Annotated in this window: 26 protein-coding genes; 14 read left to right on the forward strand and 12 right to left on the reverse strand. The window is 72.8% G+C overall.

The window, feature by feature from the left end; all coding sequences use genetic code 11:
• Together xdhC and ASC58_RS18550 are read left to right on the forward strand one after the other, a co-directional pair.
• On the forward strand, positions 1-840 hold the full coding sequence (gene xdhC, locus ASC58_RS18545) for a xanthine dehydrogenase accessory protein XdhC (RefSeq protein ID WP_056915743.1): 840 nt from the start codon (positions 1-3) through the stop codon (positions 838-840).
• A complete protein-coding gene (locus ASC58_RS18550; protein WP_056920319.1) occupies positions 837-2,150 on the forward strand; it encodes a guanine deaminase in 1,314 nt (437 codons plus the stop codon). Before xdhC ends, ASC58_RS18550 begins: the two co-directional genes overlap by 4 nt.
• A 57-nt stretch (positions 2,151-2,207) precedes the next feature.
• Here ASC58_RS18550 and aceB read toward each other — a convergent pair whose 3' ends face one another.
• A complete protein-coding gene (gene aceB / locus ASC58_RS18555; RefSeq protein WP_056920320.1) occupies positions 2,208-3,815 on the reverse strand; it encodes a malate synthase A in 1,608 nt (535 codons plus the stop codon).
• Positions 3,816-3,905: 90 nt separating this feature from the next.
• Between aceB and ASC58_RS18560 the strand changes: the two genes are divergently transcribed.
• Both ASC58_RS18560 and ASC58_RS18565 read left to right on the forward strand, forming a co-directional pair.
• A complete protein-coding gene (locus ASC58_RS18560) occupies positions 3,906-4,700 on the forward strand; it encodes an IclR family transcriptional regulator (RefSeq protein WP_056915740.1) in 795 nt (264 codons plus the stop codon).
• Between the two features lie 118 nt (positions 4,701-4,818).
• Positions 4,819-5,613: a glycerophosphodiester phosphodiesterase gene (locus ASC58_RS18565; protein WP_056920321.1), complete on the forward strand. Its 795-nt coding sequence runs from the start codon at positions 4,819-4,821 to the stop codon at positions 5,611-5,613.
• A gap of 45 nt (positions 5,614-5,658) precedes the next feature.
• Here the strand turns inward: ASC58_RS18565 and ASC58_RS18570 are convergent, their stop codons facing one another.
• Together ASC58_RS18570 and acs are read right to left on the reverse strand one after the other, a co-directional pair.
• Entirely contained in the window at positions 5,659-6,105 is a 447-nt protein-coding gene (locus ASC58_RS18570; RefSeq protein WP_056920322.1) for a PA2169 family four-helix-bundle protein, read from the reverse strand.
• A 140-nt stretch (positions 6,106-6,245) separates the two neighbouring features.
• Entirely contained in the window at positions 6,246-8,219 is a 1,974-nt protein-coding gene (gene acs, locus ASC58_RS18575) for an acetate--CoA ligase (protein WP_056915737.1), read from the reverse strand.
• A gap of 140 nt (positions 8,220-8,359) precedes the next feature.
• Between acs and ASC58_RS18580 the strand changes: the two genes are divergently transcribed.
• Positions 8,360-9,220 carry a hypothetical protein gene (locus ASC58_RS18580; protein WP_056920323.1) on the forward strand — a complete coding sequence of 287 codons (861 nt, stop codon included), beginning with the start codon at positions 8,360-8,362 and terminating at the stop codon, positions 9,218-9,220.
• A gap of 88 nt (positions 9,221-9,308) precedes the next feature.
• Here ASC58_RS18580 and ASC58_RS18585 read toward each other — a convergent pair whose 3' ends face one another.
• The 7 genes from ASC58_RS18585 to ASC58_RS18615 form a co-directional block, all read right to left on the reverse strand.
• The gene (locus ASC58_RS18585) at positions 9,309-9,902 is read right to left on the reverse strand and encodes a hypothetical protein (RefSeq protein ID WP_235529313.1); all 594 of its coding nucleotides are present in this window, start codon (positions 9,900-9,902) and stop codon (positions 9,309-9,311) included.
• A gap of 196 nt (positions 9,903-10,098) precedes the next feature.
• A complete protein-coding gene (locus tag ASC58_RS18590) occupies positions 10,099-11,751 on the reverse strand; it encodes a cation acetate symporter (RefSeq protein WP_056920324.1) in 1,653 nt (550 codons plus the stop codon).
• Entirely contained in the window at positions 11,748-12,080 is a 333-nt protein-coding gene (locus ASC58_RS18595) for a DUF485 domain-containing protein (RefSeq protein ID WP_056915734.1), read from the reverse strand. The genes ASC58_RS18590 and ASC58_RS18595 overlap by 4 nt, the downstream gene beginning before the upstream one ends.
• A gap of 208 nt (positions 12,081-12,288) precedes the next feature.
• Positions 12,289-13,815 (reverse strand): cation acetate symporter, encoded by a 1,527-nt coding sequence (locus ASC58_RS18600; RefSeq protein WP_056920325.1) that lies wholly within the window; start codon positions 13,813-13,815, stop codon positions 12,289-12,291.
• Positions 13,812-14,165 (reverse strand): hypothetical protein, encoded by a 354-nt coding sequence (locus tag ASC58_RS18605; RefSeq protein ID WP_235529314.1) that lies wholly within the window; start codon positions 14,163-14,165, stop codon positions 13,812-13,814. The genes ASC58_RS18600 and ASC58_RS18605 overlap by 4 nt, the downstream gene beginning before the upstream one ends.
• Before the next feature lie 52 nt (positions 14,166-14,217).
• Positions 14,218-15,042 carry a LytTR family DNA-binding domain-containing protein gene (locus ASC58_RS18610; protein ID WP_082553449.1) on the reverse strand — a complete coding sequence of 275 codons (825 nt, stop codon included), beginning with the start codon at positions 15,040-15,042 and terminating at the stop codon, positions 14,218-14,220.
• Between the two features lie 9 nt (positions 15,043-15,051).
• Positions 15,052-16,254 carry a sensor histidine kinase gene (locus ASC58_RS18615; RefSeq protein WP_235529315.1) on the reverse strand — a complete coding sequence of 401 codons (1,203 nt, stop codon included), beginning with the start codon at positions 16,252-16,254 and terminating at the stop codon, positions 15,052-15,054.
• 54 nt (positions 16,255-16,308) lie between these two features.
• Here ASC58_RS18615 and ASC58_RS18620 point away from each other — a divergent pair, with 54 nt between their 5' ends.
• The 8 genes from ASC58_RS18620 (at position 16,309) to ASC58_RS18655 (ending at position 22,279) form a co-directional block, all read left to right on the forward strand.
• Complete coding sequence (locus ASC58_RS18620) at positions 16,309-17,160, forward strand: Fic family protein (RefSeq protein ID WP_056920326.1); 852 nt, start codon at positions 16,309-16,311, stop codon at positions 17,158-17,160.
• Positions 17,161-17,859: 699 nt separating this feature from the next.
• Positions 17,860-18,573: a hypothetical protein gene (locus ASC58_RS21190; RefSeq protein WP_157598571.1), complete on the forward strand. Its 714-nt coding sequence runs from the start codon at positions 17,860-17,862 to the stop codon at positions 18,571-18,573.
• 393 nt (positions 18,574-18,966) lie between these two features.
• Positions 18,967-19,755, forward strand: coding sequence for a CpaF family protein (locus ASC58_RS20800; protein ID WP_255353311.1), 789 nt, complete (start codon positions 18,967-18,969; stop codon positions 19,753-19,755).
• Positions 19,752-20,540: a type II secretion system F family protein gene (locus ASC58_RS18640; protein ID WP_082553475.1), complete on the forward strand. Its 789-nt coding sequence runs from the start codon at positions 19,752-19,754 to the stop codon at positions 20,538-20,540. The genes ASC58_RS20800 and ASC58_RS18640 overlap by 4 nt, the downstream gene beginning before the upstream one ends.
• A complete protein-coding gene (locus tag ASC58_RS18645; protein WP_056915728.1) occupies positions 20,537-21,124 on the forward strand; it encodes a type II secretion system F family protein in 588 nt (195 codons plus the stop codon). The genes ASC58_RS18640 and ASC58_RS18645 overlap by 4 nt, the downstream gene beginning before the upstream one ends.
• An 80-nt stretch (positions 21,125-21,204) precedes the next feature.
• A complete protein-coding gene (locus ASC58_RS22005; RefSeq protein WP_082553450.1) occupies positions 21,205-21,456 on the forward strand; it encodes a DUF4244 domain-containing protein in 252 nt (83 codons plus the stop codon).
• 14 nt (positions 21,457-21,470) lie between these two features.
• Positions 21,471-21,830: a TadE family type IV pilus minor pilin gene (locus ASC58_RS18650; RefSeq protein WP_056920331.1), complete on the forward strand. Its 360-nt coding sequence runs from the start codon at positions 21,471-21,473 to the stop codon at positions 21,828-21,830.
• 17 nt (positions 21,831-21,847) lie between these two features.
• Complete coding sequence (locus ASC58_RS18655) at positions 21,848-22,279, forward strand: Rv3654c family TadE-like protein (RefSeq protein WP_200947871.1); 432 nt, start codon at positions 21,848-21,850, stop codon at positions 22,277-22,279.
• Positions 22,280-22,380: 101 nt separating this feature from the next.
• On the opposite strand, the gene ASC58_RS18660 is transcribed toward ASC58_RS18655, so the two are convergent.
• Together ASC58_RS18660 and ASC58_RS18665 are read right to left on the reverse strand one after the other, a co-directional pair.
• The gene (locus ASC58_RS18660; protein ID WP_056920332.1) at positions 22,381-23,238 is read right to left on the reverse strand and encodes a hypothetical protein; all 858 of its coding nucleotides are present in this window, start codon (positions 23,236-23,238) and stop codon (positions 22,381-22,383) included.
• 138 nt (positions 23,239-23,376) lie between these two features.
• Complete coding sequence (locus ASC58_RS18665) at positions 23,377-25,842, reverse strand: DEAD/DEAH box helicase (RefSeq protein WP_056920333.1); 2,466 nt, start codon at positions 25,840-25,842, stop codon at positions 23,377-23,379.
• 84 nt (positions 25,843-25,926) lie between these two features.
• On the opposite strand from ASC58_RS18665, the gene ASC58_RS18670 reads away from it, so the two are divergent.
• Positions 25,927-26,271 carry an anti-sigma factor antagonist gene (locus ASC58_RS18670; RefSeq protein ID WP_056915724.1) on the forward strand — a complete coding sequence of 115 codons (345 nt, stop codon included), beginning with the start codon at positions 25,927-25,929 and terminating at the stop codon, positions 26,269-26,271.
• Positions 26,272-26,377: the final 106 nt, after the last annotated feature.

Here is a 26,377-nt window from a genome sequence, read left to right on the forward strand (position 1 = left end):
ATGCACTGGCTGGCGGCGGTCGAACGGCTCCGGCGCGAGCGTCGCGCCGGCGTCCTGGTCACCCTCGTCTCCGTCCGCGGCCACTCGCCGCGGGAGGCGGGAGCCAAGATGGTCGTGTCCGTCGACGACGCCTGGGACAGCATCGGCGGGGGCAACCTCGAGGCCACTGCCGTGGCCCGGGCACGGACCATGGTCGCCGAGGGCGTGCTCGTCCCCGAGCAGCTGTCGTTGTCGCTCAACGACAAGGCGCGTGCCGAGCACGGTCAGCAGTGCTGCGGCGGGGAGGTCGTCATCCTGCTCGAGCCGCTGGCCGTGGCCCCCTCGGTGGCGATCTTCGGGATGGGCCACGTCGGCCTCGAGCTGGCCCGCATCCTCGCGCGGCACGACCTCGAGCTGCACCTCGTCGACTCGCGCGCCGACCACGTCTCACCACGGAGGCTGGCGCCGCTCGACGACGCCGTCGCGCGGGTGCACGCCCACCACGCACCGGTGCCCGAGCTGGTGCTCGGCCAGGTGCCGCACGGCACGCACGTCCTCGTCATGACGCACGACCACGCCGAGGACGCGGCCCTGTGCGACTCCGCGCTGCGCTGCAGCCACCTCGCGTCGATCGGGCTCATCGGCTCGTCGGCGAAGTGGTCCCGCTTCCGCAAGCGCCTTGCGGCGGAGGGACATTCGGCCGAAACCCTCAGTCGTATCACCACGCCGATCGGCCTGCCCGAGCTCACCGGCAAGGATCCCGCGACCATCGCCGTGAGCGTCGCTGCCGACCTCGTGCGGGTGTTCGAGGCCGAACGGTCCTCGGCCCGTGTCGACGACCGCCAGCAGGTCACGACGTGACCCTCTACCGCGCCCGCATCGTCGACACCCCGTCCGACCCCTTCGCCGGTGGCGCCCTGCGTGCAGAGGAGGACGGCGGCCTCGTCGTCGACGAGTCGGGGCTCATCGTCGCGCGCGGTTCCTTCGCCGAGGTGCGCGTCGAGCACCCGGACGAGGTGGTCATCGAGCTGCCCGGGGGCATGCTCCTGCCGGGCCTGGTCGACACCCACGTGCACTACCCGCAGGTGCGGGTCATCGGCGGTCTGGGCATGCCGCTGCTCGACTGGCTCGACCAGTGCGCCCTCCCCGAGGAGGCACGCCTCGCCGACGTCGCCTACGCCAAGGGTGTCGCGCGCGACTTCGTCACCGGTCTGGTCGATGCCGGCACCACGACGGCGCTCGTGTTCGGCTCCCACTTCGCCACCGCCGTCGACTCGATGTTCGCCGCCGCCGACGTGGCCGGGTTGCGGGTCACCACCGGGCTCGTCGTCTCGGACCGCAGCCTGCGGCCCGAGCTGCTGTCCACCCCCGACCGGGCCTACGACGAGGCGCGCGGGCTCGCCGAGCGCTGGCACGGCCACGGTCGCCTCCGGTATGCCGTGACGCCCCGCTTCTCGTTCTCCGCCAGCGACGCGATGCTCGAGTCGTGCGCGGCGACGTTCAAGGAGGTGCAGGGCTCGTGGTTCACCTCCCACGTCAACGAGAACCTCTTCGAGGTCGCCGAGGTGAGGCGGCTCTTCGGTGGGACGAACTACGTCCACACCTACGCCAACCACGGCCTGGTCGACCGCAACTCGGTGCTGGCCCACAACGTGCACCCGGTCGACGAGGAGCTGGCCCTGCTCGCCAGCCAGGACGCCTCCGTGTCGCACTGCCCGACGAGCAACTCCGCGCTGGGCAGCGGGTTGTTCCCGCTGCAGCGGCACCTCGACCACGGGGTCCGGGTGGCGTTGGGGTCGGACGTCGGTGCAGGAACAGGCTTCTCGCTGCTGAAGGAGGGGCTGCAGGCCTACTTCATGCAGCAGCTGCTCGGCGCCGACGGCGTGGCGCTCACGTCGGCCCACCTGCTGTGGCTGGCGACGTCGGCCGGTGCCGACGCGCTCGGCCTGGCCGACGAGGTCGGTGACCTGTCGGTGGGCAAGCAGTTCGACGCGGTGTGGGTGCTGCCGCAGGCGGGCAGCCCGCTCGACGTCGGGCTCGGCAACGCGAACTCGACCCTGGACGCCCTGGCCAAGGTGTTCGCGCTGGGCACGACGAGCGACATCGAGGGCGTCTGGGTCGGTGGCGACCAGATCGCCGCCGGGCGGTTCCGCCGTCCCGCGACCCGCTGACGGCGACGCCCGCCCCGGGTCCGACCGGGGCGGGCGTCGTGGGCGAAGCGGTGGAGGTCAGGCCTTCTCGAGCCGGAGCACCTCGGTGTAGGCGGGGAGGGTGAGGAAGTCGGGGAAGTCGGGGTCGAGCGCGCACTCGACGAACAGCCGGCGAGCGGCCTCCCACTCGCCGTCGGCGAAGGCGTCCGTGCCGACGGACTCCTCCAGCGCTGCATACTCCTCCTCGACCAGGCGGTCGACGAGCTCGCGGGTGACCTTCTCCCCGGAGGTGAGGGTGACCTCGTTGTGGATCCACTGCCAGATCTGCGAACGCGAGATCTCGGCGGTGGCGGCGTCCTCCATGAGGTTGTGGATGCCGACCGCGCCGTTGCCCCGCAGCCACGACTGGAGGTAGGCGATGCCCACGGTGATGTTGCCGCGCAGGCCCTCCTCGGTGCGGTCGCCGGGGGTCTTGCCCGCTGCGAGCAGGTCGTCGGCGGAGACCGAGACGTCGTCGCGCTGCTTGCCGAGCTGGTTGGGCCGGTCGCCGAGGACCTCGGTGAAGACCTCCTTGCAGAGGTCGACCATGCCCGGGTGTGCGACCCACGAGCCGTCGAACCCGGCGCCGGCCTCGCGCTCCTTGTCGGCGCGGACCTTGGCGAACGCCTGGTCGTTGACCTCGGGGTCCTTGCTCGGGATGAACGCAGCCATGCCGCCGATCGCGAATGCACCGCGCCGGTGGCAGGTCTTCACGAGCAGCTCGCTGTAGGCCTTCATCATCGGCGCGGTCATCGTCACGGCGTTGCGGTCGGGGAGCGTGAACTCGGGACCGGAGTCGCGGAAGTACTTGATGATGGAGAACAGGTAGTCCCAGCGACCCGCGTTGAGTCCGGCGGCGTGGTCGCGCAGCTCGTAGAGGATCTCGTCCATCTCGAACGCGGCCGGGATGGTCTCGATGAGGACGGTCGCCCGGATCGAGCCGTGAGGGACGCCGACGTGCTCCTGGGCGAAGGTGAAGACGTCGTTCCAGAGGCGGGCCTCGCGGTGAGACTCCATCTTCGGCAGGTAGAAGTACGGGCCGCTGCCGCGCTCGAGGAGCTCCTTGGCATTGTGGAAGAAGTACAGGCCGAAGTCGACGAGCGCTCCGACCAGCGGCCTGCCGTCCAGCTGCAGGTGCTCCTCGTCGAGGTGCCAGCCGCGGGGACGCGGCACGATCACCGGCGTGGAGCTCGGGTCCTCGAGCGAGTAGTCCTTGCCCTGCGGCGAGGTGAACGCGATCGTGCCGCGGACCGCGTCTCGCAGGTTGACCTGGCCGCCGATGACGTTGGCCCAGTGCGGGGTGTTCGCGTCCTCGAGGTCGGCCAGCCACACCTTGGCGCCGGAGTTGAGGGCGTTGATCGCCATCTTGCGCTCGGTCGGACCGGTGATCTCGACACGGCGGTCGCGGAAGTCGGCCGGCGCCAGCGCCACGGTCCAGTCGCCCTCGCGCACCTCCCGGGTCTCGTCGAGGAAGTCGAGCCGGCCGGTCTTCGAGACCTGCTCGCGGCGAGCCCTGCGGGCGGCGAGGAGCTCGTCGCGGGTGCCGCCGAAGCGGGTCTGCAGCTCGGCGAGGAAGTCGAGGGCCTCGGGGGTCAGGACCTCGTCGCTGCGCTCGACCGGGCCTCCGGTCACGGTGATGGCGGACATCGGTGGCTCATCCTCACTGTCGGGGTCGGTGCACTACGATACTTCCATGATACGAAATCTTCTTCTCATTCGCCTCGTGGGGAGAGATATATGAGCACCGACGAGACCGCGATCGAGCCGGTCACGGCGGCGCCCAAGACCGGTGGGGTGCAGTCCCTCGAGCGGGCCTTCGCCATCCTCGAGACGATGGCCGACGCCGGTGGGGTGATCAGCCTCTCCCAGCTCGCGAACGACGCCGACCTGCCGCTGCCGACGATCCACCGCCTCGTGCGCACGCTGGTCGACCTCGGCTACGTGCGCCAGGAGGCCTCCCGCCAGTACTCGCTCGGACCGCGCCTGATCCGCCTCGGCGAGACCACCTCGCGCATGCTCGGCCGCTGGGCCCGCCCCCACATGGAGCGGCTCGCCCACGAGCTCGGGGAGTCGGTCAACCTCGCGATGCTCGACGGCGACCAGGTGGTCTACGTCGGCCAGGTGATGGCCTCCCGCAACTCGATGCGCATGTTCACCGAGGTGGGCCGTCGGGTCCTGCCGCACTCCACCGGGGTCGGCAAGGCGATCATGGCCGACCTCGACCCGGCCGACGTACGCGCCCTCTTGGAGCGCACCGGGATGCCGGCCCGCACCGAGCACACGATCACCACCCCGGAGGAGTTCCTCGCCGAGCTCGAACGCACCCGCCGTCGAGGTCACGCCCTCGACGAGGGGGAGCAGGAGGTCGGCGTCCGCTGCGTCGCGGTGGCCGTTCCCGACGCGCCGCAGCTCCTGGCCCTGTCGGTCTCCGGACCCGTGACGCGGGTGACCGACGAGTTCGTCGCGCGGGCGACGGGTCCGCTGCACCGTGCCGCCGAGGCCATCTCGCGGGAGATGCGCGGCGCCCGGTAGGGGTCACCGGGTGTCCGCACGGCAGCATCGGGCGAACGGTTGTCCCTGATGGGGTGAACAGTGGTCCCAGCGGCCGTTTCCGGTCCGTGGTGGCCGTTTCCTTCGGCACGCTGGTGCCATGGCCTACGGCTCCGAGTTCGGACCCATCGCCCTCGCCCACCGCGGAGGCGCCGGCCTCGCGCCCGAGAACACCCTGGCCGCGTTCGGTCGGGCTGCCGCCCTCGGCTTCCGCTACCTCGAGACCGACGTCAAGCTCACGTCCGACGACCACCTCGTCTGCTTCCACGACAACACCCTCGACCGCATCACGGACGGCCGCGGCCCTGTCGCCCGGCACACCCTCGCAGGGTTGCGCGGCATACGGGTGGAGGGCACTGAGCCGATCCCCACCCTGACCGAGGCCTTGGAGGCGTTCCCCGACGCCCGCTTCACCGTCGACCTCAAGGACCGCGGTGCCATTGGTCCCCTCGTGAAGGTCTTGCAGCACAAGGACTTCCGGGAGCGCGTCTGTGTGGCGGGCGCGTGGGACAGCTGGCTCGCGACCGTGCGGGCCGAGGCACCCGGGGTGCGCAGCGCCCTCGGCTGGCGTTCGCTCGCCGCCCTGGTCACGTCGTCGCGGACGGGGGTGCGGCCATCGCGGCGCCTGGCGACCGCGGAGTTCGCCCACGTGCCGCTGCGCCTGGGCCGCGTGCCGGTGTTCGTCGAGCGACTGGTCGAGGGTGCGCACCGCATCGGTGTGCGGGTGGTCGTCTGGACCATCGACGACCCGGTCGCGATGCGCCGGGTCCTCGACGCCGGGGTGGACGGCATCATCAGCGACCGGCCCGACCTGCTGCGCGAGGTCCTGGTCTCCCGCGGCCAGTGGACTCCCATGCCGGGCGCGCCCACGTTCCCGGAGGCCCTGAGCGCCTGACCACGCCGGGGCGGGGTCAGGCGCTCGAGGACTCGTCGGACAGGGTCAGGCGGTCTGCTGGAGCGCCTTGACCTCGTCGCGCGCCGCCACGATCGCGGCGTGCTGCTGCTGGACGACGGTGCGGAACCCGTCGCTGAGGTCGTCCTCCGCCAGCGCCTTCTCGTACTCCGACACCGCGTGGTCCTCACCGGTGACGGCCGCGCCGAGGACACCGGAGGCGTCGTCGCCGGTCAGGGCGTCCTTGAGGGACAGCCAGCCGCGGTGCAGCGTGGCGGCCACCGAGCCGCTCTCGTCGACGTCGTCACCGTAGTCGTGGCCCATGGACACGATGTCGCGCGCGAAGGCGGCGCGCTGCTCGGCCAGGCGCTCGAGCGTCGAGGCGGCCTCCGGGCTGTCGCTGTCACGCAGCTTCTCGGCGGCGGACGTGAAGCCGTTGCGGCCGTCCTTGAGGGTCTCCACGAGGTCCTTGGCGACCTTCTCGTCAGCTGACATGACTGTGCTCCTTCTGTCGGTGATGGCGTTCCCCGGTCACCTACCCGCTTCCGCGGCGTCCAAACCCCGCCACGGACACAGGCGTGCCGCGGACGCGAGGTGCGTCCGCGGCATACCCGCGCGGGGTGGTGTGGTGGAGGTCAGTCCTCCGACGAACCCGACATGCCCTGCTTGATGAGGTTCATGACCGACGAGTCGGCCAGGGTCGTGACATCGCCGACCTCGCGGTTCTCGGCGACGTCGCGCAGCAGGCGGCGCATGATCTTGCCCGAGCGGGTCTTGGGGAGCTCGGCGACCACCATGATCTGGCGGGGTTTGGCGATCGGACCGATCTCCTTGGCCACGTGGTTGCGCAGCTCCTGGACGGTCTCGTCACCGTTGTCGACGAACCCACCGCGCAGGATGACGAACGCGCACACCGCCTGGCCCGTGGTCTCGTCCGTCGCACCGACGACCGCGGCCTCGGCGACCGACGGGTGCGACACGAGGGCCGACTCGATCTCGGCGGTGGAGAGGCGGTGGCCGGACACGTTCATGACGTCGTCGACGCGGCCCAGGAGCCAGATGTTCCCCTTCTCGTCGTACTTGGCCCCGTCGCCGGCGAAGTAGTACTTCTCGCCGAACCGCGACCAGTACGTCTCCTTGTAGCGCTCGGGGTCGCCCCAGATGCCGCGGAGCATGCCGGGCCACGGCTTGGTGAGCACGAGGTAGCCGACGGCCTCGGGGTCGTGCAGCGGCTGGCCCTCGTCGTCGAGGATCTCGGCGCTGATGCCGGGGATCGGGCGCTGCGCCGAGCCGGGCTCGAGCGTGGTGACGCCCGGCAGCGGGCTGATCATGATGCCGCCGGTCTCGGTCTGCCACCACGTGTCGACGATCGGGGCCTTGTCGCTGCCGATGTGCTTGCGGTACCAGAGCCACGCCTCGGGGTTGATCGGCTCGCCGACCGACCCGAGCACGCGCAGCGACGACAGGTCGAACTTCGCCGGGATGTCGTCGCCCCACTTCATGAACGTCCGGATCGCCGTCGGCGCGGTGTAGAGGATCGAGACCTTGTACTTCTCGACGATCTCCCACCACCGGCCCTGGTGCGGCGTGTCCGGGGTGCCCTCGTAGATGACCTGCGTCGCGCCGTTCGCGAGCGGGCCGTAGACGATGTAGCTGTGGCCGGTGACCCAGCCGATGTCGGCGGTGCACCAGTAGACGTCGGTCTCGGGGTGCACGTCGTGGACGACGGAGTTCGTGTAGGCCGCCTGCGTGAGGTAGCCGCCCGTGGTGTGGAAGATGCCCTTGGGCTTCCCGGTGGTGCCGGACGTGTAGAGGATGAAGAGCGGGTGCTCGCTGTCGTGGGCGACGGCCTCGTGCTCGTCGCTCGCACTGTCGACGACGTCGTGCCACCAGACGTCGCGCTGGTCGTCCCACTCGACCTCGCCCTCGGTGCGCTTGACGACGAGGACCTTCTCCACGGTGCTGTCACCCGTGACGGCGGCGTCGACGGCAGGCTTCAGCGCTGCCGGCTTCCCCCGGCGGAACTGGCCGTCGGCGGTGATGACGACCTTGGCCTCGGCGTCAGCGATGCGGGTGCGCAGGGCGTCGGCCGAGAACCCGCCGAACACCACCGAGTGCGGCGCGCCGATGCGGGCGCAGGCCAGCATCGCGACGACGGCCTCGGGGATCATCGGCAGGTAGATCGCGACGCGGTCGCCCTTGGCCACCCCGAGGGACTCGAGTGCGTTCGCGGCCTTCGCGACGTCCTTCTGCAGGTCGGCGTACGTGATGGTGCGGGTGTCGCCACCCTCGCCCTCGAAGTGGATGGCGACGCGGTCACCGTTGCCCGCCTCCACGTGGCGGTCGACGCAGTTGTGGGCGACGTTGAGCTCACCGCCGACGAACCACTGGGCGAAGGGTGCACCGCTCCAGTCCAGGGTCTGGTCGAAGTCCTTGGCCCAGCTGATGCGCTGGCGGGCCTGGGCGGCCCAGAAGCCCTCGTGGTCGGACTCGGCCTGGTCGAAGAGCTCCTTGGTGCCGTTGGCCTGGGCCGCGAACTCGGGGGAGGGGGACAGGTCCCGCTCCGGCGACTGGCTCGTGGTGGTGCTCGTGGTGCCGGTCTCGGACACGGGTTCCTCCTGGAAGGGCTGAAGACGGCGTTGGCTTGCTACCCCCAGCCAACCCGCCCGACCCCTGCCACTGCAAGGGGAACGGTCGGCGTGGTCGTCCGGCGGCCCACTGGGCCAGCCGAGCGGCTAGCCTCGTCGCCGTGACCACCACGACCCAGGCGTCGGCGCCGTCCTCCCCCGACGAGCCCGGCCGCGGATCCCGTCGTGGCGCAGCACGGCTCCGCCACCTCTGGGCGCCCCTGTCGTTCGTCCTCGGCGCGCTGCTCTGGTGGCCGGTCGGCTTCCTCGGACTCGAGACGTGGCTGCACCTGCCACTCGACGTGTTCAAGGGCGACGTGCTCTTCCTCGGCGCAACGGCCGCCGCGGCGTCGGTGTCGCTCGTGGTGCGTTCGCCCTGGCCGCGGTTCGCCATCGTGCTGGTGTTCAGCGCCCTCGGCTGGGCCCTGGACGGACCGCACACGGACACCTATCCCCACGAACGCCTCGTCCTCGTCGCGCTGCTGGGCGGCGGTGCGCTGCTCGGCATCCTGCTCGGTGCGCGCGGGGCGAAGGGAGCGCTCGCCGCCGCGACGGTGCTGGCGGTGGTTGCCGGCCTGTCGCCGACGACCTGGCCCCGCGGCCTGGCGCTGGCCCTGGCGCTCGCGCTTCCGTTCGCGGTGGCGACCTGGCAGCGGGTCGCGCCGACGGTGCTCAGCCTGCTGCGGCTGGTGGTGACCTGGCTGGTGTTCGCCCTGCTCGCCAAGGCGCTGTCGTACGGCTGGGAGACGGTGCGTCCCGGCACCGGGGGCGTCCCCGTCAAGGAGGAGGCGCGCACCGTCGCCGACACCGCGTGGCTCTTCGTGCGGACCCAGTGGTGGCACCACTCGCAGGCCCTGCTCACCTCGTCGACCAAGTGGTACGTCCTCGCGGCGGTCCTGGCCGTCCTGGTCGTGCTGGTGCGCGCCGGTCGCGCGGCCCTGGCGCGCCGGTCGGCCACGGCGCCCGACAAGGCCAGGGCCTGACCGACCGGCGCGCGGGCGCCATACCTCCCGCGGGCGGCACACTCCCGCCGACCTGACCGGTCGCACGGGAGGTGTGCCGCGCAGTCGCCTACCAGCGGTGGGCGACGTCGATGACGAGGCGGCTGGTGGTGCCGTCGTTGACGGTGAAGGCGCGGAACGGCAGCCGTGCCCGCACACCGAGGCCCATCGAGGTGTACCCCTCGAAGGTGCCGGCCCAGGCGACCTGTCGGAACGTCGTGTACCCGGTGACGTCGACGACCTCCTTGGGGTTCTTCGGCGCGTAGGACGTCGTGCCGTTCGGGTTGTACGCCGGGGCGTTGACGACGACGACCAGCTTGGCCCCGCCGCGCAGCGGCACGAGCTTCCCCTGGCCCTCGGTGAACACGTTGCTGACGTACTTCACCGTGTAGCCCGACGGCCTCCCCTTGAGGTCGACGACGAGCCGGTCGTAGCACGAGTGTCGGCCCGACCGGACCCCGGTGACCGGGCCGATGGCCATGGTGCTGTTGGTCTTCGCGAGCGAGCCCCACGTGATGCCGCAGTACGGCGCGGCGGTGGTGGCGGTGGTCGCGCTCGTCGGCGAGGCGAGCGCGGCAGTGACGGGGATGGCCCCGAGGGCGGCGGCGACGACGAGTGACCGGATGGCCAGGCGGGTCGTGCGGTTCGTGCGGGTGGTCTTCATGGTGTCCCCCTTTCGGACACCCCAACGACGCGGGCCACGGCGTGCAGGTTGACCGCTCGCGGGCCACTGACCGTGTCGTCCACATAAGTCCGGTCGGTCCCGGCAGCACGGTGCCGCGCCCCCTGCTCGGGGACGCGGCACCGTGGTTCGCGCAGACCGGGTATGGCGCGTGGCTCCGCGCGGTCGTCGGGCCGCCCTAGTGGGTGGTCGCCTTCTCGGCACCGTGGCCGGTCAGGGACCGGACCTCCATCTCGGCGTACTTGGCGGCGTTGAACTCCTTGCTCGTCACGGTGCCGAGCCAGCCCAGGACGAAGGCCAGCGGGATCGAGACGATGCCCGGGTTGTCGAGCGGGAACCAGTGGAAGTCGGTGTCCTGCAACATCGACAGCGACTTGCCCGTCGCCGGGTCGACCGGCTTGCCAGAGACCACGGGGCTGAAGATGATCAGCGTCAGCGCGGTGATGAGGCCGCCGTAGATCGACCACAGCGCGCCACGGGTGTTGAACCGCTTCCAGAACAGCGAGTAGAGGATCGTGGGCAGGTTCGCGGACGCCGCGATGGCGAACGCGAGGGCCACGAGGAACGCGATGTTCTGGCCGTTGGCCAGGATCCCGCCGAGGATGGCGAAGATGCCAATGACGACCGCGGTGATGCGGGCGACCCTGACCTCCTCCTCCGCCGAGGCGGTGCCCTCCTTGATGACGGAGTTGTAGATGTCGTGCGACAGGCTGGCGCTGGCGGTGATGGTCAGTCCCGCGACGACCGCGAGGATCGTGGCGAACGCCACCGCCGAGATGATGCCGAGCAGCAGCTCCCCGCCCAGCTCGTAGGCGAGCAGCGGCGCGGCCGAGTTGGCCTTGCCCGGTGCGGCGGCGATGACCTTCGGGCCGACGAGGGCGGCGGCGCCGTACCCGAGCACGAGGGTGAACAGGTAGAAGATGCCGATGAGCCAGATGGCCCACTCGACCGACTTCCGGGCCTCCTTGGACGAGGGCACCGTGTAGAAGCGCATCAGCACGTGCGGCAGGCCGGCCGTGCCGAGCACCAGGGCCAGCGACAGCGAGATGAAGTCGATCTTGGTCAGGCCGCTCTTGCCGTACTGCAGGCCCGGGTCGAGGACCTTCTTGCCGCCGGACGCCTGGACGGCGTCGCCGAGCAGGCTGCTGAGGTTGAGCCCGAACTTGCCGAGCACCCACAGGAACATCACACCGGCGCCGATGATGAGCAGCACGGCCTTGATGATCTGCACCCAGGTCGTGCCCTTCATGCCACCGATGAGGACGTAGGAGATCATCAGCACGCCGACGACGGCGATCACCAGCGACTGGCCCGCCTTGTCGTCGATGCCGAGCAGGAGCGCGACGAGTCCGCCGGCACCGGCCATCTGGGCGAGCAGGTAGAAGAAGCAGACCGCGAGCGTGGAGATCGCCGCGGCCATGCGCACCGGGCGCTGCTTGAGCCGGAACGACAGGACATCGGCCATCGTGTACTTGCCGGCGTTGCGCAACAGCTCGGCGACCAGGAGCAGGGCGACGAGCCAGGCGACGAGGAAGCCGATGGAGTAGAGGAAGCCGTCGTACCCGTTGAGGGCGATGGCCCCGGCGATGCCGAGGAACGATGCGGCCGACAGGTAGTCGCCCGCGATGGCGATGCCGTTCTGGCGGCCGGTGAAGGCGCGGCCACCGGCGTAGAAGTCGGCCGCGCTGCGGTTGTTCTTCGACGCCCGGATGACGATGCCCAGGGTGATGAGGACGAAGATCCCGAAGATCGTGATGTTCAGGGTGGGGCTGCCGACGTTGGTGGCCATGGGGACCAGGCCGGGGGCGGCGTGCACGACCGTGGCGCTCATCGGTGGTCCTCCCCGATGGTCTTGGCGAGGGCGGCGGCGCGCGGGTCGAACTCCCGGTCGGCCCAGCGCACGTAGATGATCGTGATGACGAAGGTGGACACGAACTGCCCGAGCCCGAGGATCAGGCCGATGTTGACGTTGCCGAACACCTTGGTGCTCATGAACGCCGGGGCGTAGGTCGAGAGCAGGACGTACAGGAAGTACCACGCGAGGAAGAGCGCGGTCATGGGGAAGACGAACTTGCGGAAGCGGCTCCGCAGCTCGTCGAACTCCGGCGACCCTTGCAGGTCGACGTAGGGGTCGTGATCCGTGCGAGCGTCGTTGCTCACGGGACACCTCCAGTGGCTGGCGTGGCGCGGCCGGCGGGAACCGGTCGCAGGGCGCCGCGGTGTGCGGTTGGCGCCACTGTGACGTGGGCAACAGCAGGTCGGCAGGGGTGCCGGGCGGTGGCGCGCCGTACGGGGTCTGTGGTCGCCGGGTGGCCACGACCCCTGCGGTGAGCGGTCGGTGTGCTGCGACCAGCGGCAGGCTCGGCGTTCAGTCGCGGTCGAGGACGAGGTCCTCCGGGGTGTGCAGGCGGACCATGGTGCGTGCGGTGTGCAGCGGGATCCGGCCCGGCGTCGCCAGCGACACCACGACGGCGGTGGCGAACGCGAGCGGGATGCTCCAGGCCGCCGGCTGCCCGAGCAGGGCGCCGGGCCACCCGGGGATGGGTCCGGCCAGGACGGTCGCCGCCACGGCGCTCGCGGCGAGACCGCCGCCGACCACGAGCCCGGCGGCGGCTCCGACGGTGCTCAGGCCACGCCACCAGGACCCGAGGACCAGCAGCGGGCAGAACGTCGAGGCCGCGACGGCGAAGGCCAGGCTGACCATCGTCGCGAGGCCCACCGGCTCGATCAGCCGCGACGCGGCATACGGGACGACCACGCCCAGGACCGTCGCGATCCGGAAGCCCTGGACGACCGTGAAGTCGCCGCCGGTCACCCGGCCCAGCCGTCGGCGCAGGAGGTCCTGGTCGATGACCCCGGCGACCGACATCGTCAGGCCGGACGCGGTCGACAGGAACGCCGCGAACGCCCCACCGGCGAGGACCGCCGACAGGACCTCGCCGAGGTGGTCGGGCAGCATCGCCCCGGGCAGCTGGAGGACCAGCGTGTCGGCGGCGACACCCACCGGGAGCTCCGGGAGGTAGACCCGGCCGAGCACGCCGTACAGCGGGGGGAAGAGGTAGAACGCGCCGAGCAGGGCGACGACGGTGAGGGTGGTCCGGCGGGCCGCCCGGCCGTCGGGGTTGGTGTAGAAGCGCACGAGCACGTGCGGCAGGCCCATGGTCCCCAGCGCCAGCGCGAGCAGAAGGCTGTAGGTCGCGTACACGGGATGACCCTGTCCGGCGAGGCCACCCAGCGGTTCGACCCAGCCGGAGTCGCGGGCGCTCGCCGGACCGGGTGCGCCGTCGTGGAACCACACCGCGAGCAGCACGAACGCCGGTGCGGCGATCGCCGTGAGCTTGATCCAGTACTGCACGGCCTGCACCAGGGTGATCGAGCGCATGCCACCGGCGGCGACGTTCGCCACGACGACGACGGCGACGACGAGCCCACCCACCCAGCTCGGCGCTCCGGTCACGCTCGTCAGGGCCAGCCCCGCGCCCTGGAGCTGTGGCAGCAGGTAGAGCCATCCGATGCCCACGACGAGCACCGAGCAGAGGCGGCGGATCGTCGTGCTCTCGAGCCGCGCCTCGGCGAAGTCGGGCAGCGTGTAGGCGCCGGACCGTCGCAGCGGGGCGGCGACGAGGACGAGGAGCACGACGTAGCCCACGGTGTAGCCGACCGGGAACCACAGCATGTCGAGGCCGTTGGTGTAGACGAGCCCGGCGATCCCGAGAAAGCTTGCGGCAGAGAGGTACTCGCCACCGATCGCGCTGGCGTTGCGGTAGGGGGTGACCGTGCGGCCGGCGACGTAGAAGTCGCTCGTCGTGCGGGAGAGCTTGAGGCCGAACGCACCGATCGCCAGCGTCACGAGGCAGATGAGTCCGATGGCAGCCAGGCCGTAGGCGGTGTTCACGGTTCCCGCCGGGCGACGACGGCGGAGAACTCCGCCTCGATGCGTTCGCTCTGGCGCACGTAGTAGCGCGCGACCACGAGCGCCACCGGGTAGACCACCACCGCGAGGATCAGCCAGGGCAACGGGACCCGACCGATCTCCAGGCTGCGCGTCGCGGGGACGAGCAGGAAGAGCAGGGGCAGCCCGCCCAGGCCCACCGCACCGAACGCCAGCACCATCGCGGCGAGCCTCAACTGGGCCGACATGAGGCCCGACATGTAGACCTCACCGAGGTTGCTCTGCTCGTCGATCTCCCGGGTGAGCGGCCGGGCGCCGTGGCGCGTGGTGGCGTCGCGGCGGGTGCTGGTCACCCGGACCCGTGGCGGGGCCGGGGGTGGAGGTCCCGCCGGTTCGCTCACGACGTCACTCGGCGGGGCGGTTGGGGCGCAGGAGGCGGTCACGCAGCTCCCGCGTGTGGCGCCGGCTCACCTGGAGCTCGACCTCGTCGAGCACGACGCTGCACCGACCGTGCTCCATCCGCACCTCCTTGACGTGCCGCAGGGAGACGAGCGTGCTGCGATGGATCCGCACGAATCCCGCTGCGGCCCAACGTTCCTCGAGGGTGCTGAGGGGGATCCGGACGAGGTGGGACCCGGCCGGGGTGTGGAGGCGGGCGTAGTCGCCCTGCGCCTGCGCGTACCGGATCTGGCTGCGCGTGATGAACCTCGTGACACCCGCCAGCTCCACCGGGATGGTCTCGTCCTGGTCGCCGACCGGGGGCGGGGCGGGGTCGGAGCCCGTCGACTCCACCGAGGCGACCACCCGGCGCACGGCCTCCGCGAGGCGGTCGGGGCGCACCGGCTTCATGACGTAGTCCACCGCGTCGACCGCGAAGGCGTCCACGGCGTGCTGGTCGTGGGCGGTGACGAACACGACCTGCGGGCGCTGGGTGAACCGGGCGATCACGCGGGCGAGGTCCATGCCGTCGAGCCCGGGCATCGAGATGTCCGAGAACACCACGTCGATGTCGCCGGTCTCGAGCGCCCGCAACGCCTCCGCACCACTGCCGGCCGTCCGCACCTCGGCGATCCGGTCGTCCTGCCGCAACAGCCAGCTGAGCTCCTCCAGCGCCGGGACCTCGTCGTCGACGACCAGGGCCCGCAGGGCGTGCGGCGACGTGCCCGCGGCGCCGGCACTGGCGTCCTGCGGGCTGAGCAGCTCCGGGTCGCCGGAGGGGGCGCCAGCCATGGGGGGACTCTACGTGGTGGGGTGCACGCCCGGCGCGTACTTGGGCACCCGGAACGACACCTTGGTCCCCGCCCCGGGGGCCGTCTCGACGACGAGGCCGAAGTCGTCGCCATACACCTGGCGCAGTCGGGCGTCGACGTTGCCGAGCCCGACGTTGTCGCCGTCCGCCCGGCCGTCGAGCACCGCCCTGATGACCTGCGGGTCCGAACCCACACCATCGTCCTCGATGGTGATGCCGGCCTCGGCCCCCTCGTCCGTGGCGACGATCCGCACGTGGCCGCCGCCCTCCTTGGTGGCCAGACCGTGCCGGACGGCGTTCTCCACCAACGGCTGGATCGCCAGGTAGGGAACGGTCACGGGGAGCACCTCCGGCGCGATGAGCAACGAGATGGTGAGCCGGTCCCCGAACCGCGCCTGCTCGAGGACGAGGTACCGCTCGACGTTGCGCAGCTCCTCGGCGAGGGTCGTGAAGGCCCCGCCCCGGCGCAGGGCGTACCGCGTGAAGTCGGCGAACTCGAGCAGCAGCTCGCGGGCACGCTCGGGGTCGGTCCGCACGAACGACGCGATGGCGGCCAGGGAGTTGTAGATGAAGTGCGGGCTGATCTGCGCCCGCAGGGCCCGCAGCTCAGCCTCCATGGTGCGGGTCCGCTGGTGCCCGAGCTCGGCGAGCTCGGCCTGGGTCGCCATCCAGCCGGCCACCTCCTCGGTCGCCCGGGCGAGCCCCGCCGACGCGTTCGGTCCGTATGCCGCGATGGCAGCCACCACCCGGTCGGCGCTCACGACGGGGGCGATCACCGCACCCCGCACCGGGCAGTCGGGGTCGGAGCAGCTCACCTGCCCGGCGCCGAGGACGATGGTGTGCCCGCTGCGCAGCACCTCGGTGGCGTGCTCCAGCGCGTGCGGCGCGTGGTGGTCGGCGACGCCGTCCCACGCGAGCAGCGAGGCCGCGTCGGTGACGGCGATCGCCGGAGCGCCCAGGAGCTGGCGCAGGTGCTTGGCGGCGCGACCGACCCCCTCGGGAGTCAGGCCGTCCTGCAGGTGCCGCGCCGCCAACGACGCGGTGTGCAGGGTCGCGTGCGTGGCGTGGTCGACGTCGGACACGAAGCCACGCGAGCCGCTGCGGCCGTGGCGGACCAGTCGGACGAGCGCGTAGACGAGCACCATCGCGCCGGCGACCACGATGGCGGTGGGGAGGTGGAAGCTGCCCGACACATGCGCACTCTAGGGCGATCAGGCCTCCAAGGACGGGCGCCCTAGGCTGGCGCCGTGCCTGATGCCGTCGCCCCGCTCCGTGCCCTCGCCGAGCTCCCGGGGGTGCCCGAGCGGATCTCCGCCGCCCGAGAGGCGTGCGAACGACTGCGGTGGCACGAGGCCCTGCGTCGCAGGATCCCCGAGGCGTCCGCCGAGTCCCGGGTCCGCGGCGCGCAGGCGAGTGCTGCGCTGGAGGGTGCGACCGTCCCCCTCGAGCTCGTGCGGGACGTCATGCGCGGCGCCGCTGCCTGGCCGCTCGAGCCGGACCCGGTCGAGCGGGTCGCACGGGGGGTCGTGCAGGCCACGGCCGAGAGCGAGCACGTCCGCTCGCTGGTGGCGACGGCCCCGCTGCAGGCCCTGGCCCGGCTGCACGTGGCCGCGGCTTCGGGGTTGGTCGAGGACGCCCAGCTCGGACGCCCGCGCCTGCACGGGGAGGACTGCGAGGAGCTGGTCGACCTCGGTCCCGCGCCGTCGGCCGCTGCGCTGCGCGCCCGGCTGGACGGTGTGGTGGGCCTGCTGGCAGCGGGGGCGAAGGGTGCGCAGGTGCCGGCGCTCGTGGTGGCTGCCGTCGTGCACGCCGAGGTGGCGACGATGCGTCCGTTCGTGCGCGGGAACGGCGTCGTCGCGCGGGCGCTGGAGCGCGCCGTCGTGCAGGCGCTCGGGCTCGACCCGACCGGCGTCGCGGTCACGGAGGCCGGCCACGCGGCCCAGGGCGGGCCGGCCTACCTCGGTGCGCTCGCGGCATACGGGACGGGCACGCGGGAAGGTGTGGGGCTGTGGCTGGAGCACTGCGCCGCCGCCCTCGTCGCCGGCGCCGAGCAGGGGGAGCAGGTCTGCGACGCGGTCCGGGCCGGACGCCTGAGCTGACCCGGAAGCGTTGCGGTCGCAGCGGATTCAGGCACCCGTCCTGACATGGGGCCGGTGGACGGTCACGATCGGGGGCGACACGCCGGGCGCCAGGGGACACGTCCCTGGTGAGCCAAAAGTCAAGGGTTCCCATCGCGTCCGGACCGCGGTACACATGGAGTTGACGTCGACGCACGAGAGTCCGACGACCACCGTGACCCCATCGGGCACCCACGCGCGGGCAGTCCACTGGTGGACCGATCGTGACGGGCTTGTCCCGGTGCGACAACTACAGGAAGCACGCCTGGTAACCCGAGGCGGATCACGGTCGATGGCACCCCGTTCGCGCGGGGTGCCATCCTCGTGTGGCGGGTGTGACGCCCGGGCCGGGCGTGGCGGATGTGACCGTTTGGGCTCGGTTGTTCGCGGACGTCTCCGCCTGGCCCGGCGCCCGAGACGACCCCCGCTCGAACGAGTTGCGGTTGAACGGTTAATGGTCCACGATGTTCCTGTTCGCTCCCCCTCGGGGTAGAGCGGACCGGCGTACCTGCTCCTCCCCCCCGGAGCATGGTGCGTCGACGGCCCCGGTTGTCCCCCCGACCGGGGCCGTCCCCTTTCTCCGGCCGGTTCCGTCCACAGGTCCGTATGCCGCCCGCGGCCGTCCACAGGCCCGTCGCCACCCGCTTCCGGGCCGGTCCGTGACCCCTGCAGGCTCGTCGCATGGAGCATCGCGTGCTGGGTGTCGTCGGAGCGTCGGGCGGGCTGGGGGCCTCGACCCTCGCTGTCGCCCTGGGGGTGCGCGCGGCCGCCTCGGTGGGGGCGACCGTGTGCGTCGACGGCTCGTTCGAGCGCGGCGGCCTGGACGTCACCGCCTGCATCGAGCACGAACCCGGGCTGCGTTGGCCCGACCTGTCCGACGTCCGGGGCGAGGTCGACGGCGCGGACCTGCTGAGGTCCCTGCCTGCAGACGGTGTGGCGCGCGTGCTGGCCGCCCGCGGGTCGCCGGTGCCTGACGACGTGGTCGGTGCCTGTCTGGGGGCGCTGTCCTCGATCTGCGCGCTGACGGTCCTCGATCTCGGCGGATCCCTGCGGTGGGCCGGGCAGTGCACGGACGTCCTGATGGTCTGTGGCCCCACTGCCCGGCACCTCGCGGATGCCGCGGCGGTGGCGGCGGAGGTCGGCCGGCTCAGCGTCCCAGCGCGGCTGGTCCTGCGGGCGGGTCGGCGGGAGCCGGTGACGGGGGAGCAGGTCGCCCAGCACCTCGACCTGCCGCACGCCGGCACCCTGGTCCACGACAGCCAGGTCGTCGCCGACGCCGAACGCGCACCGGGCACCCGCAGGAACGGGGCGTTCGTCACCGCCGTGGACCGACTGCTGGCCGAGCTGGAGGTCTGCGCCGGCCGCGGCGTCGACGCCGACCGGGTCAGCGCGTGAGCGGCCCGCCCCGCCCGGGCCGCGGCGCACACGTCGGGGTGTCGACGTGAACGGGGCCGAGCACATCGCCGGCCGGATCCGGCGCGGGGAGTCGCCGGACGTCGCGGCGGTCGGTCGGGTGGCGACCGTGGACGCGGTGCGGCTGGGGTCCCGTGGTGCCGAGGAGGCCCGAGCCGCGCTCGCGGCGAAGGTGTTGGGGTTCGGGCCGCTGGAGGGCCTGGTCGCCGACCGGTCGGTCACCGACGTCCTCGTCAACGGCGACGGATCCGTGTGGGTCGACCGCGGTGCCGGCGTCGAGGCGGCAGGGGTCGACCTCGCCGACGCCGCGGCCGCGCGGCGCCTCGGTGTGCGCCTGGCCGCCCTTGCGGGGCGGCGTCTGGACGAGAGCCAGCCATGGGTGGACGGCCTGCTGCCGGGTGGGGCCGGTTGCACGCCATCCTCCCGCCGCTGGTGGAGGGCGGGGTCCACGTCAGCCTCCGCATCCCGCGTGCGCGGGCCGACGGGTTGGCCTCGTTGCGGTCCACGAGGATGTTCGACGACTCGGTGGAGGAGCTGCTGCGCGCACTGGTCACCCGTCGGCGGTCCTTCGTCGTGACTGGTGGCACCGGCTCCGGGAAGACGACGCTGCTCGCCGCCATGCTCGCCGAGGTGCCGGTCGACGAGCGGCTGGTCGTGGTGGAGGACGTCCGCGAGCTCGCCATCGCCCACCCCCACGTGGTGCTGCTCCAGGGCCGTGGGGCCAACGTGGAGGGGCACGGTCACGTCGGCCTGGTCGACCTCGTCCGCCAGGCCCTGCGCATGCGGCCGGACCGGCTCGTCGTGGGAGAGGCCCGCGGACCGGAGGTGCGCGAGATGCTCGCGGCCCTCAACACCGGGCACGACGGCGGCTGCTGCACGGTCCACGCCAACTCCCCGGGCGACGTGCCGACCCGGTTCGACGCGCTCGGGGCGCTCGCGGGGATGCCGCGGGAAGCGGTGCAGCGCCAGCTCGCCAGCGCGGTGCAGGCGGTCGTGCACGTCGAACGGACCCGCACCGGCAGGAGGGTGGCGTCCCTGTCGGTGCTGCGGCGCGAGGGCGACGAGGTGGTCTGCGAGCTGGCCCTCGATGCCGTGACGGGGCGGCGGGGTCCGGCCTGGTCGGCGTTGGTGGAGCAGGGGGTCCGGCCCGTGGCGCGGGCATGATGGCGGGCGCCGAGGACGCGATGGCGGGCGCCGTGGACGTGATGACGGGCTGGTCCGCCGAAGGGGTCCTGCACCTCACGCTCGGACTCGTCGTGGCTGCGGTGCTGGTCTGGCCCGGACGACGGGTCGGGTCGGGGCGGCGGGTGTGGCCGGGTCGGCGGGTCGGGCGGGACGCCGTCGGCCCGTCATGTCGTGACGAGTGGCCCCCGCGCCCACGTCGCCCACACCCGCGCCGGGTGGTGGTCGCGGCGGAGGGTCGGCTGGCCGACCTGCTGGGCCTGGTCGCCGCGCCGCTGCGCGCAGGAGTCCCGGCGACCACGAGCCTGGAGGCCGGCGCGGCTGCGGTCGCCGACGACCGGGTGCTCGGGCCGCTTCTCCAGGAGCTCGTCAGCGTCGGCGCCTCCGGCGAACCAGTCTCGAGCACCTGGCGCCACCACGCCGCCCTGCTCGACAGCGAGGCCCTGCGGTTCGTCGGTCAGGCATGGGCGCTCAGCGAGCGCACGGGCGCGCCGCTGGCCGACGCCCTCACCGCCAGCGAGCAGGTGCTGCGAGCCCGGGTGCGCTCGCGCGAGCGCCTCGCCAGTGCCGCAGCCGGCCCCCGGGCCTCGATGACGGTGCTGGCACTGCTGCCGCTCAGCGGTCCTGTGGTCGGCCTCGCCTGCGGGATCAGCCCCCGTGACCTGTACCTCTCGACCACCTGGTCGACGGCCAGCCTCGTCGCAGGTGTGGTGTTCGCGGGGTTCGGCTGGTGGTGGAGCCGGTCCATCCTCGCCCGGGCGGCATGAGCTGGGCGCTCGCGCTCGCCGCCGGCGTGGCCGTCCTGGTCTGGCCGGGGCGCCTGCGGCCGGCGGTTCGGCGCGCGGCGTCGACCCCGGGCCGGAGGGTGCCGCGCGTCCGGCGCCGGTCCCGGGACGCGTCTCCTGCGCCTCCGGTCGACGAGGTGGCCGATGCGCTGGTCCTCGTCGCCCTGGCCCTGCGTGCCGGCCTCGACCTCACGCGGGCGCTCGAGGAGGTCGCCACAGGGGCGGGGGCGCTGGTGTCCAAGGACCTGTCCGCGGTCGTCGCCGCAGTGCGCTGGGGGCGCCCCGTGGACGAGGCCTGGTCGTACGCCAGCCCGGTCTGGCGGCCGGCTGCCCTCGCCTGGTCCGTGGCCGAGGCCACCGGTGCCGCTCCGGCAGCCCTGGTCGCCGACGCCGCCGCACGGCTGCGAGACGGTCGGGAGCGTGACCGTGAGCGACGAGCGGCGCGAGCCGGGGTGCTGCTCGTGCTGCCCCTCGGGCTGGGCTTCCTCCCCGCGTTCGCCTGCACGGCGGTGCTCCCCGTCGTCATCGCCCTGGCCGTGGGCGTCCTCGACACCGCGGGCCGATGAGGGCCGTCGGTCCACAGCACCGGGACGTCGGGGACACCGTCCACAGGAAGGGACGACGACGGTGGTGGGTCGTCCTCCAGATGGCTGGACTGGTGCCGAAGACGGCACGCAGCCGTCACCGACACAAGGAGTGCAGCGTGAGATGCAAACTGGCACAGCGGTTCCCGAGGGTTCGTCTCGCAGGGGAGGCCGGCATGACGACCGCGGAGTATGCCGTGGGGACGCTGGCCGCCTGCGCGTTCGCGGCCGTGCTCCTGGCCGTGGTCCGCTCGGGAGGCGTGAAGTCGGCGTTGGCCTCGGTGATCACGGCGGCCCTCGGCATGGCGAGCTGAGGCGGGAGAGGGGGATGGCGACCGTCGAGCTGGCGGTCGCACTCCCCGCCCTCGTGCTGGTCCTGGTCCTGGCGCTGTCGGCTCTGACCACCGTGCTGGACCAGGTCCGGTGCGTCGACGCGGCTCGCGCGACTGCCCGGGCGATGGCGAGGGGTGACGCGACCGGAGCGGCGGTGGAGCAGGGTCGCCGGCTGGCTCCGCCGCGCGCCGGGTTCGCCGTGTCCGGGTCGGCCGGTGCGGTGGAGGTCACCGTGCGTGCTCCGGCAGCGCCGGCGCTGCACTGGCTGGGTGCGCGGGCCTCGCCGGTGGCGCGCGCCGTGGCGGCGAGGGAGGACGCGCCGGCCGCCGGAGCGCCCGGCGGTGGGTCGCCGTGAACGCCCGGGAGAGGCGTGTGGTTCAGGCTCCGGGGCCGCCCGGGATCCTGAGGCGTGGCGCCCTGGGCGGGCGTGGGCGCTACCGGCGGGGGGAGCGAGGGAGCGGCACCGTCCTGGCCCTCGCAGCGATCGGGCTGCTGCTCATCGTGCTGGTCGGCGGACTCGCCCTCGCCAGCGCCGTGGTGGCGACCCATCGTGCTCGTGCTGCTGTCGACCTCGCCGCCCTGGCGGCCGCCACGGCCGTCCAGGGAGGAGCCACGACTGCGCAGGCCTGTGCCCGCGCGGCCGCCGTCACCGTCGCCAACGATGCTCGGCCGAGCGCGTGCTCCGTCTCGGTGGACGGTTCGGCACGGGTCGTGGTCACCGCCCCGGTGGGCCTGGTCCTCCCGGGCTTCGGAGCGCCCCGGGCACGAGCGACGGCGCGGGCTGGGCCCGCGCCGTCGGAGTGAGTCGTGGTGGTCTCGCTGGGTGATCTCCCGGGAGGCCCCTGGGTCTCGCCTGCGCGTCGCCCGGGGTCTCCTCGCCGCGGTGGGCGGCCCGGCCGACGGGGTCAGCCGTGGTTCTGCGGGTCCCGGCCCATGATGCGGTCGGCCATGGTGCGGTGCGCGGGGCGGTTCTCGGCGGAGGCGTCGGTGCCGTCCCCGACCTCGGCGTCGCCGGTCGTGCCGTCAGCGGCCGCCGCGTCACGGTTCGAGTGGCTGTCCGCGCTGTCACCGGGGGTGTAGAGGCGCTCGTCGGCCGAACCGTCCCCGAGCCCGGAGCCGGAAGTGGCGACATCGTCGTTGCGCTGGTCGGCGGTGCCACCGGCCACGGGGACCTCGGTGCCCTCGCGCCCGTGGTCGTGCGCCTGGTCGTGCCCGTGGTCCGCGTGGTCACCGTGAGAGACCGCAGCGACGCCAGCGGCCGGGACAGCGGCGGCAGCAGCAGCCTGGCGAGCGCTGAACTCGCGCTCCAGGCGCTCGCGCTCGTCGGCGCGGGCGCGGTCCTCGATCTCGCGCTCGCGGGTGCGGAACTCCTCGTCGCGGGCGCGGTCCCGCTCGGCCAGGGTCGACTCCAGCTCGGCGTCCTTGGCGCGGTCCCGCTCGGCGAGGGCGCTCTGGTGGGTCTCCTCGGCGCGCTTGCGCTCGTCGGATCGGATCGACTCCTCGAGCTCGGCCTGGCGCTGCGCCTCCTTGGCCTCACGACCGGGTCGACGCCTGCGCTTCATGCTGCCTCGCACCATGCCGAGGCCGAACCACACGAGCAGCATGATCGCCGCACCTGCGATCAACAGCTGCAACGGCGTCAGCTCGAACTTGAAGATGCCGGTCTCGAGCGTCGAGGTGGCGGTCACGGGCAGGGCGCCGAGGACCAGGAGGATCGCGGCGACGACGGCCACCACGACCAGGATCAGTCCGAGCACGATCACGGGGGACCTCCGAAAAGTCTGCGGCGCGCGGTGCGCCATTCGCTTCGACCCTAGCCCGTGGCCTGCGGTTTTGCCCGTTTCGCGGCCGTCGCTCCGGCGTGGTTCCCGGGCGTCGGCCGGGGCCGGGACGCAGGCGCTTCAGGCGGGTTCGGGAGCGTGGCGCAGGACGGCCTCGAGCAGCCGGACCGCCCCCGCCTTGTCCAGGGGTTCGTTGCCGTTGCCGCACTTGGGGGACTGGACGCACCCCGGGCACCCGCTCTCGCACCGGCAGGAGCGCACGGCCTCGAGCGTGGCCGACAACCACATCTCGAAGACGCCGAACGCCCGCTGGGCGAAGCCCGCGCCGCCCGGGTGCCCGTCGTAGACCATGATCGTCGGCAGTCCGGTGTCCGGGTGCAGGGCCGTCGAGACGCCGCCGATGTCCCAGCGGTCGGAGGTCGCCACCAGCGGCATCATGCCGATGGCTGCGTGCTCCGCGGCGTGGGCGGCCCCCGGGATGTCGACCTCGGCCACGCCGACGGCCTCCAGCCAGTCGACGGGCATGGTCCACCACACCGCCTTGGTGGCCAGGGTCCGCTGCGGGAGCGTGAGCGGATGGGTGCCGATGACCTCACCCCCGGGGAGCCTTCGCAGGAAGCTCGTCACCTGGTGGTGCACGCGCACGTTCCCGAACGCGACGTCGATCGGTCCCCACGAGAACTCGTCCGAGGCGCCCACGACGTCGAACGCGCTCACCGACTGCGCGAACGTGCTCCACCCCGGGTCGCCACGGACCGCCGTCGCCGTCCCCGCCTCGAGGTCGAGCTCGGTGACGACGTAGGTGCTGCCCTGGTGCACGTGCACCGCGCCGGTGTGGACCTGGGAGTGCGCCGAGGCCTCGTCGATGGTGCCGAGGACCCGACCCGTGCGGCGCTCGACGATCCCGACGACCTCCCCGCTGCCCCGGAGCGAGACGTGGTCGCTGGCGCGGTCCGACCTGGCCCAGAACCACCCCGTGGGCCGACGCCGCAGGATCCCGCGGGCCACGAGGGCGTCCACCAGGCGCCGCGCATCCGGTCCGAACATCTCCAGGTCCGCCTCGCGCAGCGGCAGCTCGGCCGCCGCGGCCGCGAGGTGGGGGGCGAGCACGTGCGGGTTGTCGGGGTCGAGCACCGTGCTCTCCACCGGCTGCCCGAACACGACCTCGGGGTGGTTGACGACGTAGGTGTCGAGCGGGTCGTCCGCGGCCACGAACACCGCGAGCGAACGCGTGCCGGCCCGCCCGGCCCGGCCAGCCTGCTGCCACAGCGAGGCCCGTGTCCCCGGCCAGCCGGCGAGCAGGACGGCGTCCAGCCCGCTGATGTCGACGCCGAGCTCGAGGGCGTTGGTGGCGGCCAGACCGAGGATGTCGCCGTGGCGCACGGCGCGTTCGAGCTCGCGCCGCTCCTCGGGGAGATAACCGCCCCGGTATGCCGCGACGGCGGCTGCCAGCCGCGGCTGTCCCTCCAGCGTGCGCCGGGCGCTCGAGGCCAGGGCCTCGACCCCGGCCCGGGACCGGGCGAACGCCACGGTCTGCACCTTGGCGGCGACGAGCTGGGCCAGCAGGTCGGCGGCCTCGGACGTCGCGCTGCGGCGGGCCGGGGTCTCACCGGAGGTGTCCGTGAGCTCGGCGGCGGAGAAGGACTGCCCGAAGAACTCGTCCTGCGGTCCCGACGGGACCTCGTCCGCGGGGCGGCCACCGGACCAGCCGAGGTCCGTCGGCGCCGTGGCGCCGAACCCCTCGTCGAGCGGCCCGGGCTCCCACAGCGCGAACGTCATCGCCTCGCGCGGGGACCCGTCGGTCGTCACGGCCGTCACCGGGAGGCCGACCAGCCTGCTGGCGTGGTCGCCGGGGTCACGCACGGTCGCGGACGCGAGGACGAAGGTGGGGGAGGCGCCATACCGGGCACAGACACGGCGCAGGCGGCGGAGCAGGGCGGCGAGGTGGGAGCCGAACACCCCCCGGTAGACGTGGCACTCGTCGATGACGACGTAGCGAAGTCGCCGCAGGAACGGTGCCCAGCGCTCGTGCAGCGGCAGGAGGGAGTGGTGGACGAGGTCGGGGTTGGTGAGCACGAGGTGGGCGTGGTCGCGGATCCAGCGGCGCTCCTCGCTGGGGGTGTCACCGTCGTACGTCGCGGCCCGCACGCCGGGCGCCGCCATGGCCTGCACCCGGGACAGCTGGTCGGCGGCCAGGGCCTTGGTGGGGGAGAGGTAGAGGGCGGTGGCGCCCCGACCCGTGGGTGCAGCAGACCCCTCGACCAGGGCCGTGAGCACCGGCAGGAGGTACCCCAGGCTCTTGCCCGAGGCGGTGCCGGTCGCCATGACGACGTGCGACCCGGAGTGGGCGAGGTCGGCCGCCTCCCGCTGGTGCGACCACAGGGAGGTGACCCCGGCCCCGGCGCACGCGGCATACACGGACGGGTCCACCCACTGCGGCCACTCCGCCAGTGACGCGGGGCGGGCGGGCACCTCGTGGACGTGCCGCAGGCGGTCGGCGCGGGGGCCGGAGGCCAGGGCGGCGAGCGTCGCCTCGGGGTCGAAGGCGAGGCGCGCGCCGGGTGCGGTACCAAGGGGTGTGGACATTGCCGCTACCGTAATCCCGAGGGCAGGCGGCCGAGCCGCGCGCCCGAGGGTGAAGAACTGGCGTAGTCGAGGGAAAGGGTGACTGTGGACCTGTCGGTCTCGAGCAGCGAGCAGGGTGCCGTGACGATCGTCCACGTGGCGGGCGAGATCGACGTGTACACCGCTCCGTTGCTCCGTGAGGTGCTCGACAAGCAGGTCGCCGCCGGCCGCACGACGCTGGTGGTCGACCTCGAGAACGTCACCTTCATGGACTCCACCGGGCTGGGCGTCCTCGTCGGCCGTCTCAAGCTCGTCCGCGGCCAGAGCGGCAGCCTGCGCATCGTCAGCGCCCAGGACCGCATCCTCAAGGTCTTCAAGATCACCGGGCTCGACAAGGTGTTCCACATCTACCCGTCGGTCGACGAGGCCACCGCGGCCTCCAACGCCTGACCGGAGCCTCCTCCCGCCCCACCTGCGTGACCCCCTGCGTCACGAATTCACTGTGACGCTGCTCACCGGCCGTCACATTCGGTGTGACGTGCATTACTCTCGCCAG

This window comes from Phycicoccus sp. Root101 (genome assembly GCF_001426245.1).
In the GTDB taxonomy this organism is placed as follows: Bacteria; Actinomycetota; Actinomycetes; order Actinomycetales; family Dermatophilaceae; genus Pedococcus.

What these genes read in the sequence shown, in the direction of transcription:
- ASC58_RS18565 (WP_056920321.1), top strand. Translation starts at nt 4,819, where the DNA reads ATGGCCTACGGCTCCGAGTTCGGACCCATCGCCCTCGCCCACCGCGGA.
- ASC58_RS18560 (WP_056915740.1), top strand. Translation starts at nt 3,906, where the DNA reads ATGAGCACCGACGAGACCGCGATCGAGCCGGTCACGGCGGCGCCCAAG.
- ASC58_RS18640 (WP_082553475.1), top strand. Translation starts at nt 19,752, where the DNA reads ATGATGGCGGGCGCCGAGGACGCGATGGCGGGCGCCGTGGACGTGATG.
- ASC58_RS18610 (WP_082553449.1), bottom strand. Translation starts at nt 15,042, where the DNA reads ATGGCTGGCGCCCCCTCCGGCGACCCGGAGCTGCTCAGCCCGCAGGAC.
- ASC58_RS18645 (WP_056915728.1), top strand. Translation starts at nt 20,537, where the DNA reads ATGAGCTGGGCGCTCGCGCTCGCCGCCGGCGTGGCCGTCCTGGTCTGG.
- ASC58_RS18585 (WP_235529313.1), bottom strand. Translation starts at nt 9,902, where the DNA reads ATGAAGACCACCCGCACGAACCGCACGACCCGCCTGGCCATCCGGTCA.
- ASC58_RS21190 (WP_157598571.1), top strand. Translation starts at nt 17,860, where the DNA reads ATGGAGCATCGCGTGCTGGGTGTCGTCGGAGCGTCGGGCGGGCTGGGG.
- ASC58_RS22005 (WP_082553450.1), top strand. Translation starts at nt 21,205, where the DNA reads ATGGCTGGACTGGTGCCGAAGACGGCACGCAGCCGTCACCGACACAAG.
- ASC58_RS18665 (WP_056920333.1), bottom strand. Translation starts at nt 25,842, where the DNA reads ATGTCCACACCCCTTGGTACCGCACCCGGCGCGCGCCTCGCCTTCGAC.
- ASC58_RS18650 (WP_056920331.1), top strand. Translation starts at nt 21,471, where the DNA reads ATGGCGACCGTCGAGCTGGCGGTCGCACTCCCCGCCCTCGTGCTGGTC.
- aceB (WP_056920320.1), bottom strand. Translation starts at nt 3,815, where the DNA reads ATGTCCGCCATCACCGTGACCGGAGGCCCGGTCGAGCGCAGCGACGAG.
- ASC58_RS18570 (WP_056920322.1), bottom strand. Translation starts at nt 6,105, where the DNA reads ATGTCAGCTGACGAGAAGGTCGCCAAGGACCTCGTGGAGACCCTCAAG.
- ASC58_RS20800 (WP_255353311.1), top strand. Translation starts at nt 18,967, where the DNA reads ATGGGTGGACGGCCTGCTGCCGGGTGGGGCCGGTTGCACGCCATCCTC.
- ASC58_RS18590 (WP_056920324.1), bottom strand. Translation starts at nt 11,751, where the DNA reads ATGAGCGCCACGGTCGTGCACGCCGCCCCCGGCCTGGTCCCCATGGCC.
- xdhC (WP_056915743.1), top strand. Translation starts at nt 1, where the DNA reads ATGCACTGGCTGGCGGCGGTCGAACGGCTCCGGCGCGAGCGTCGCGCC.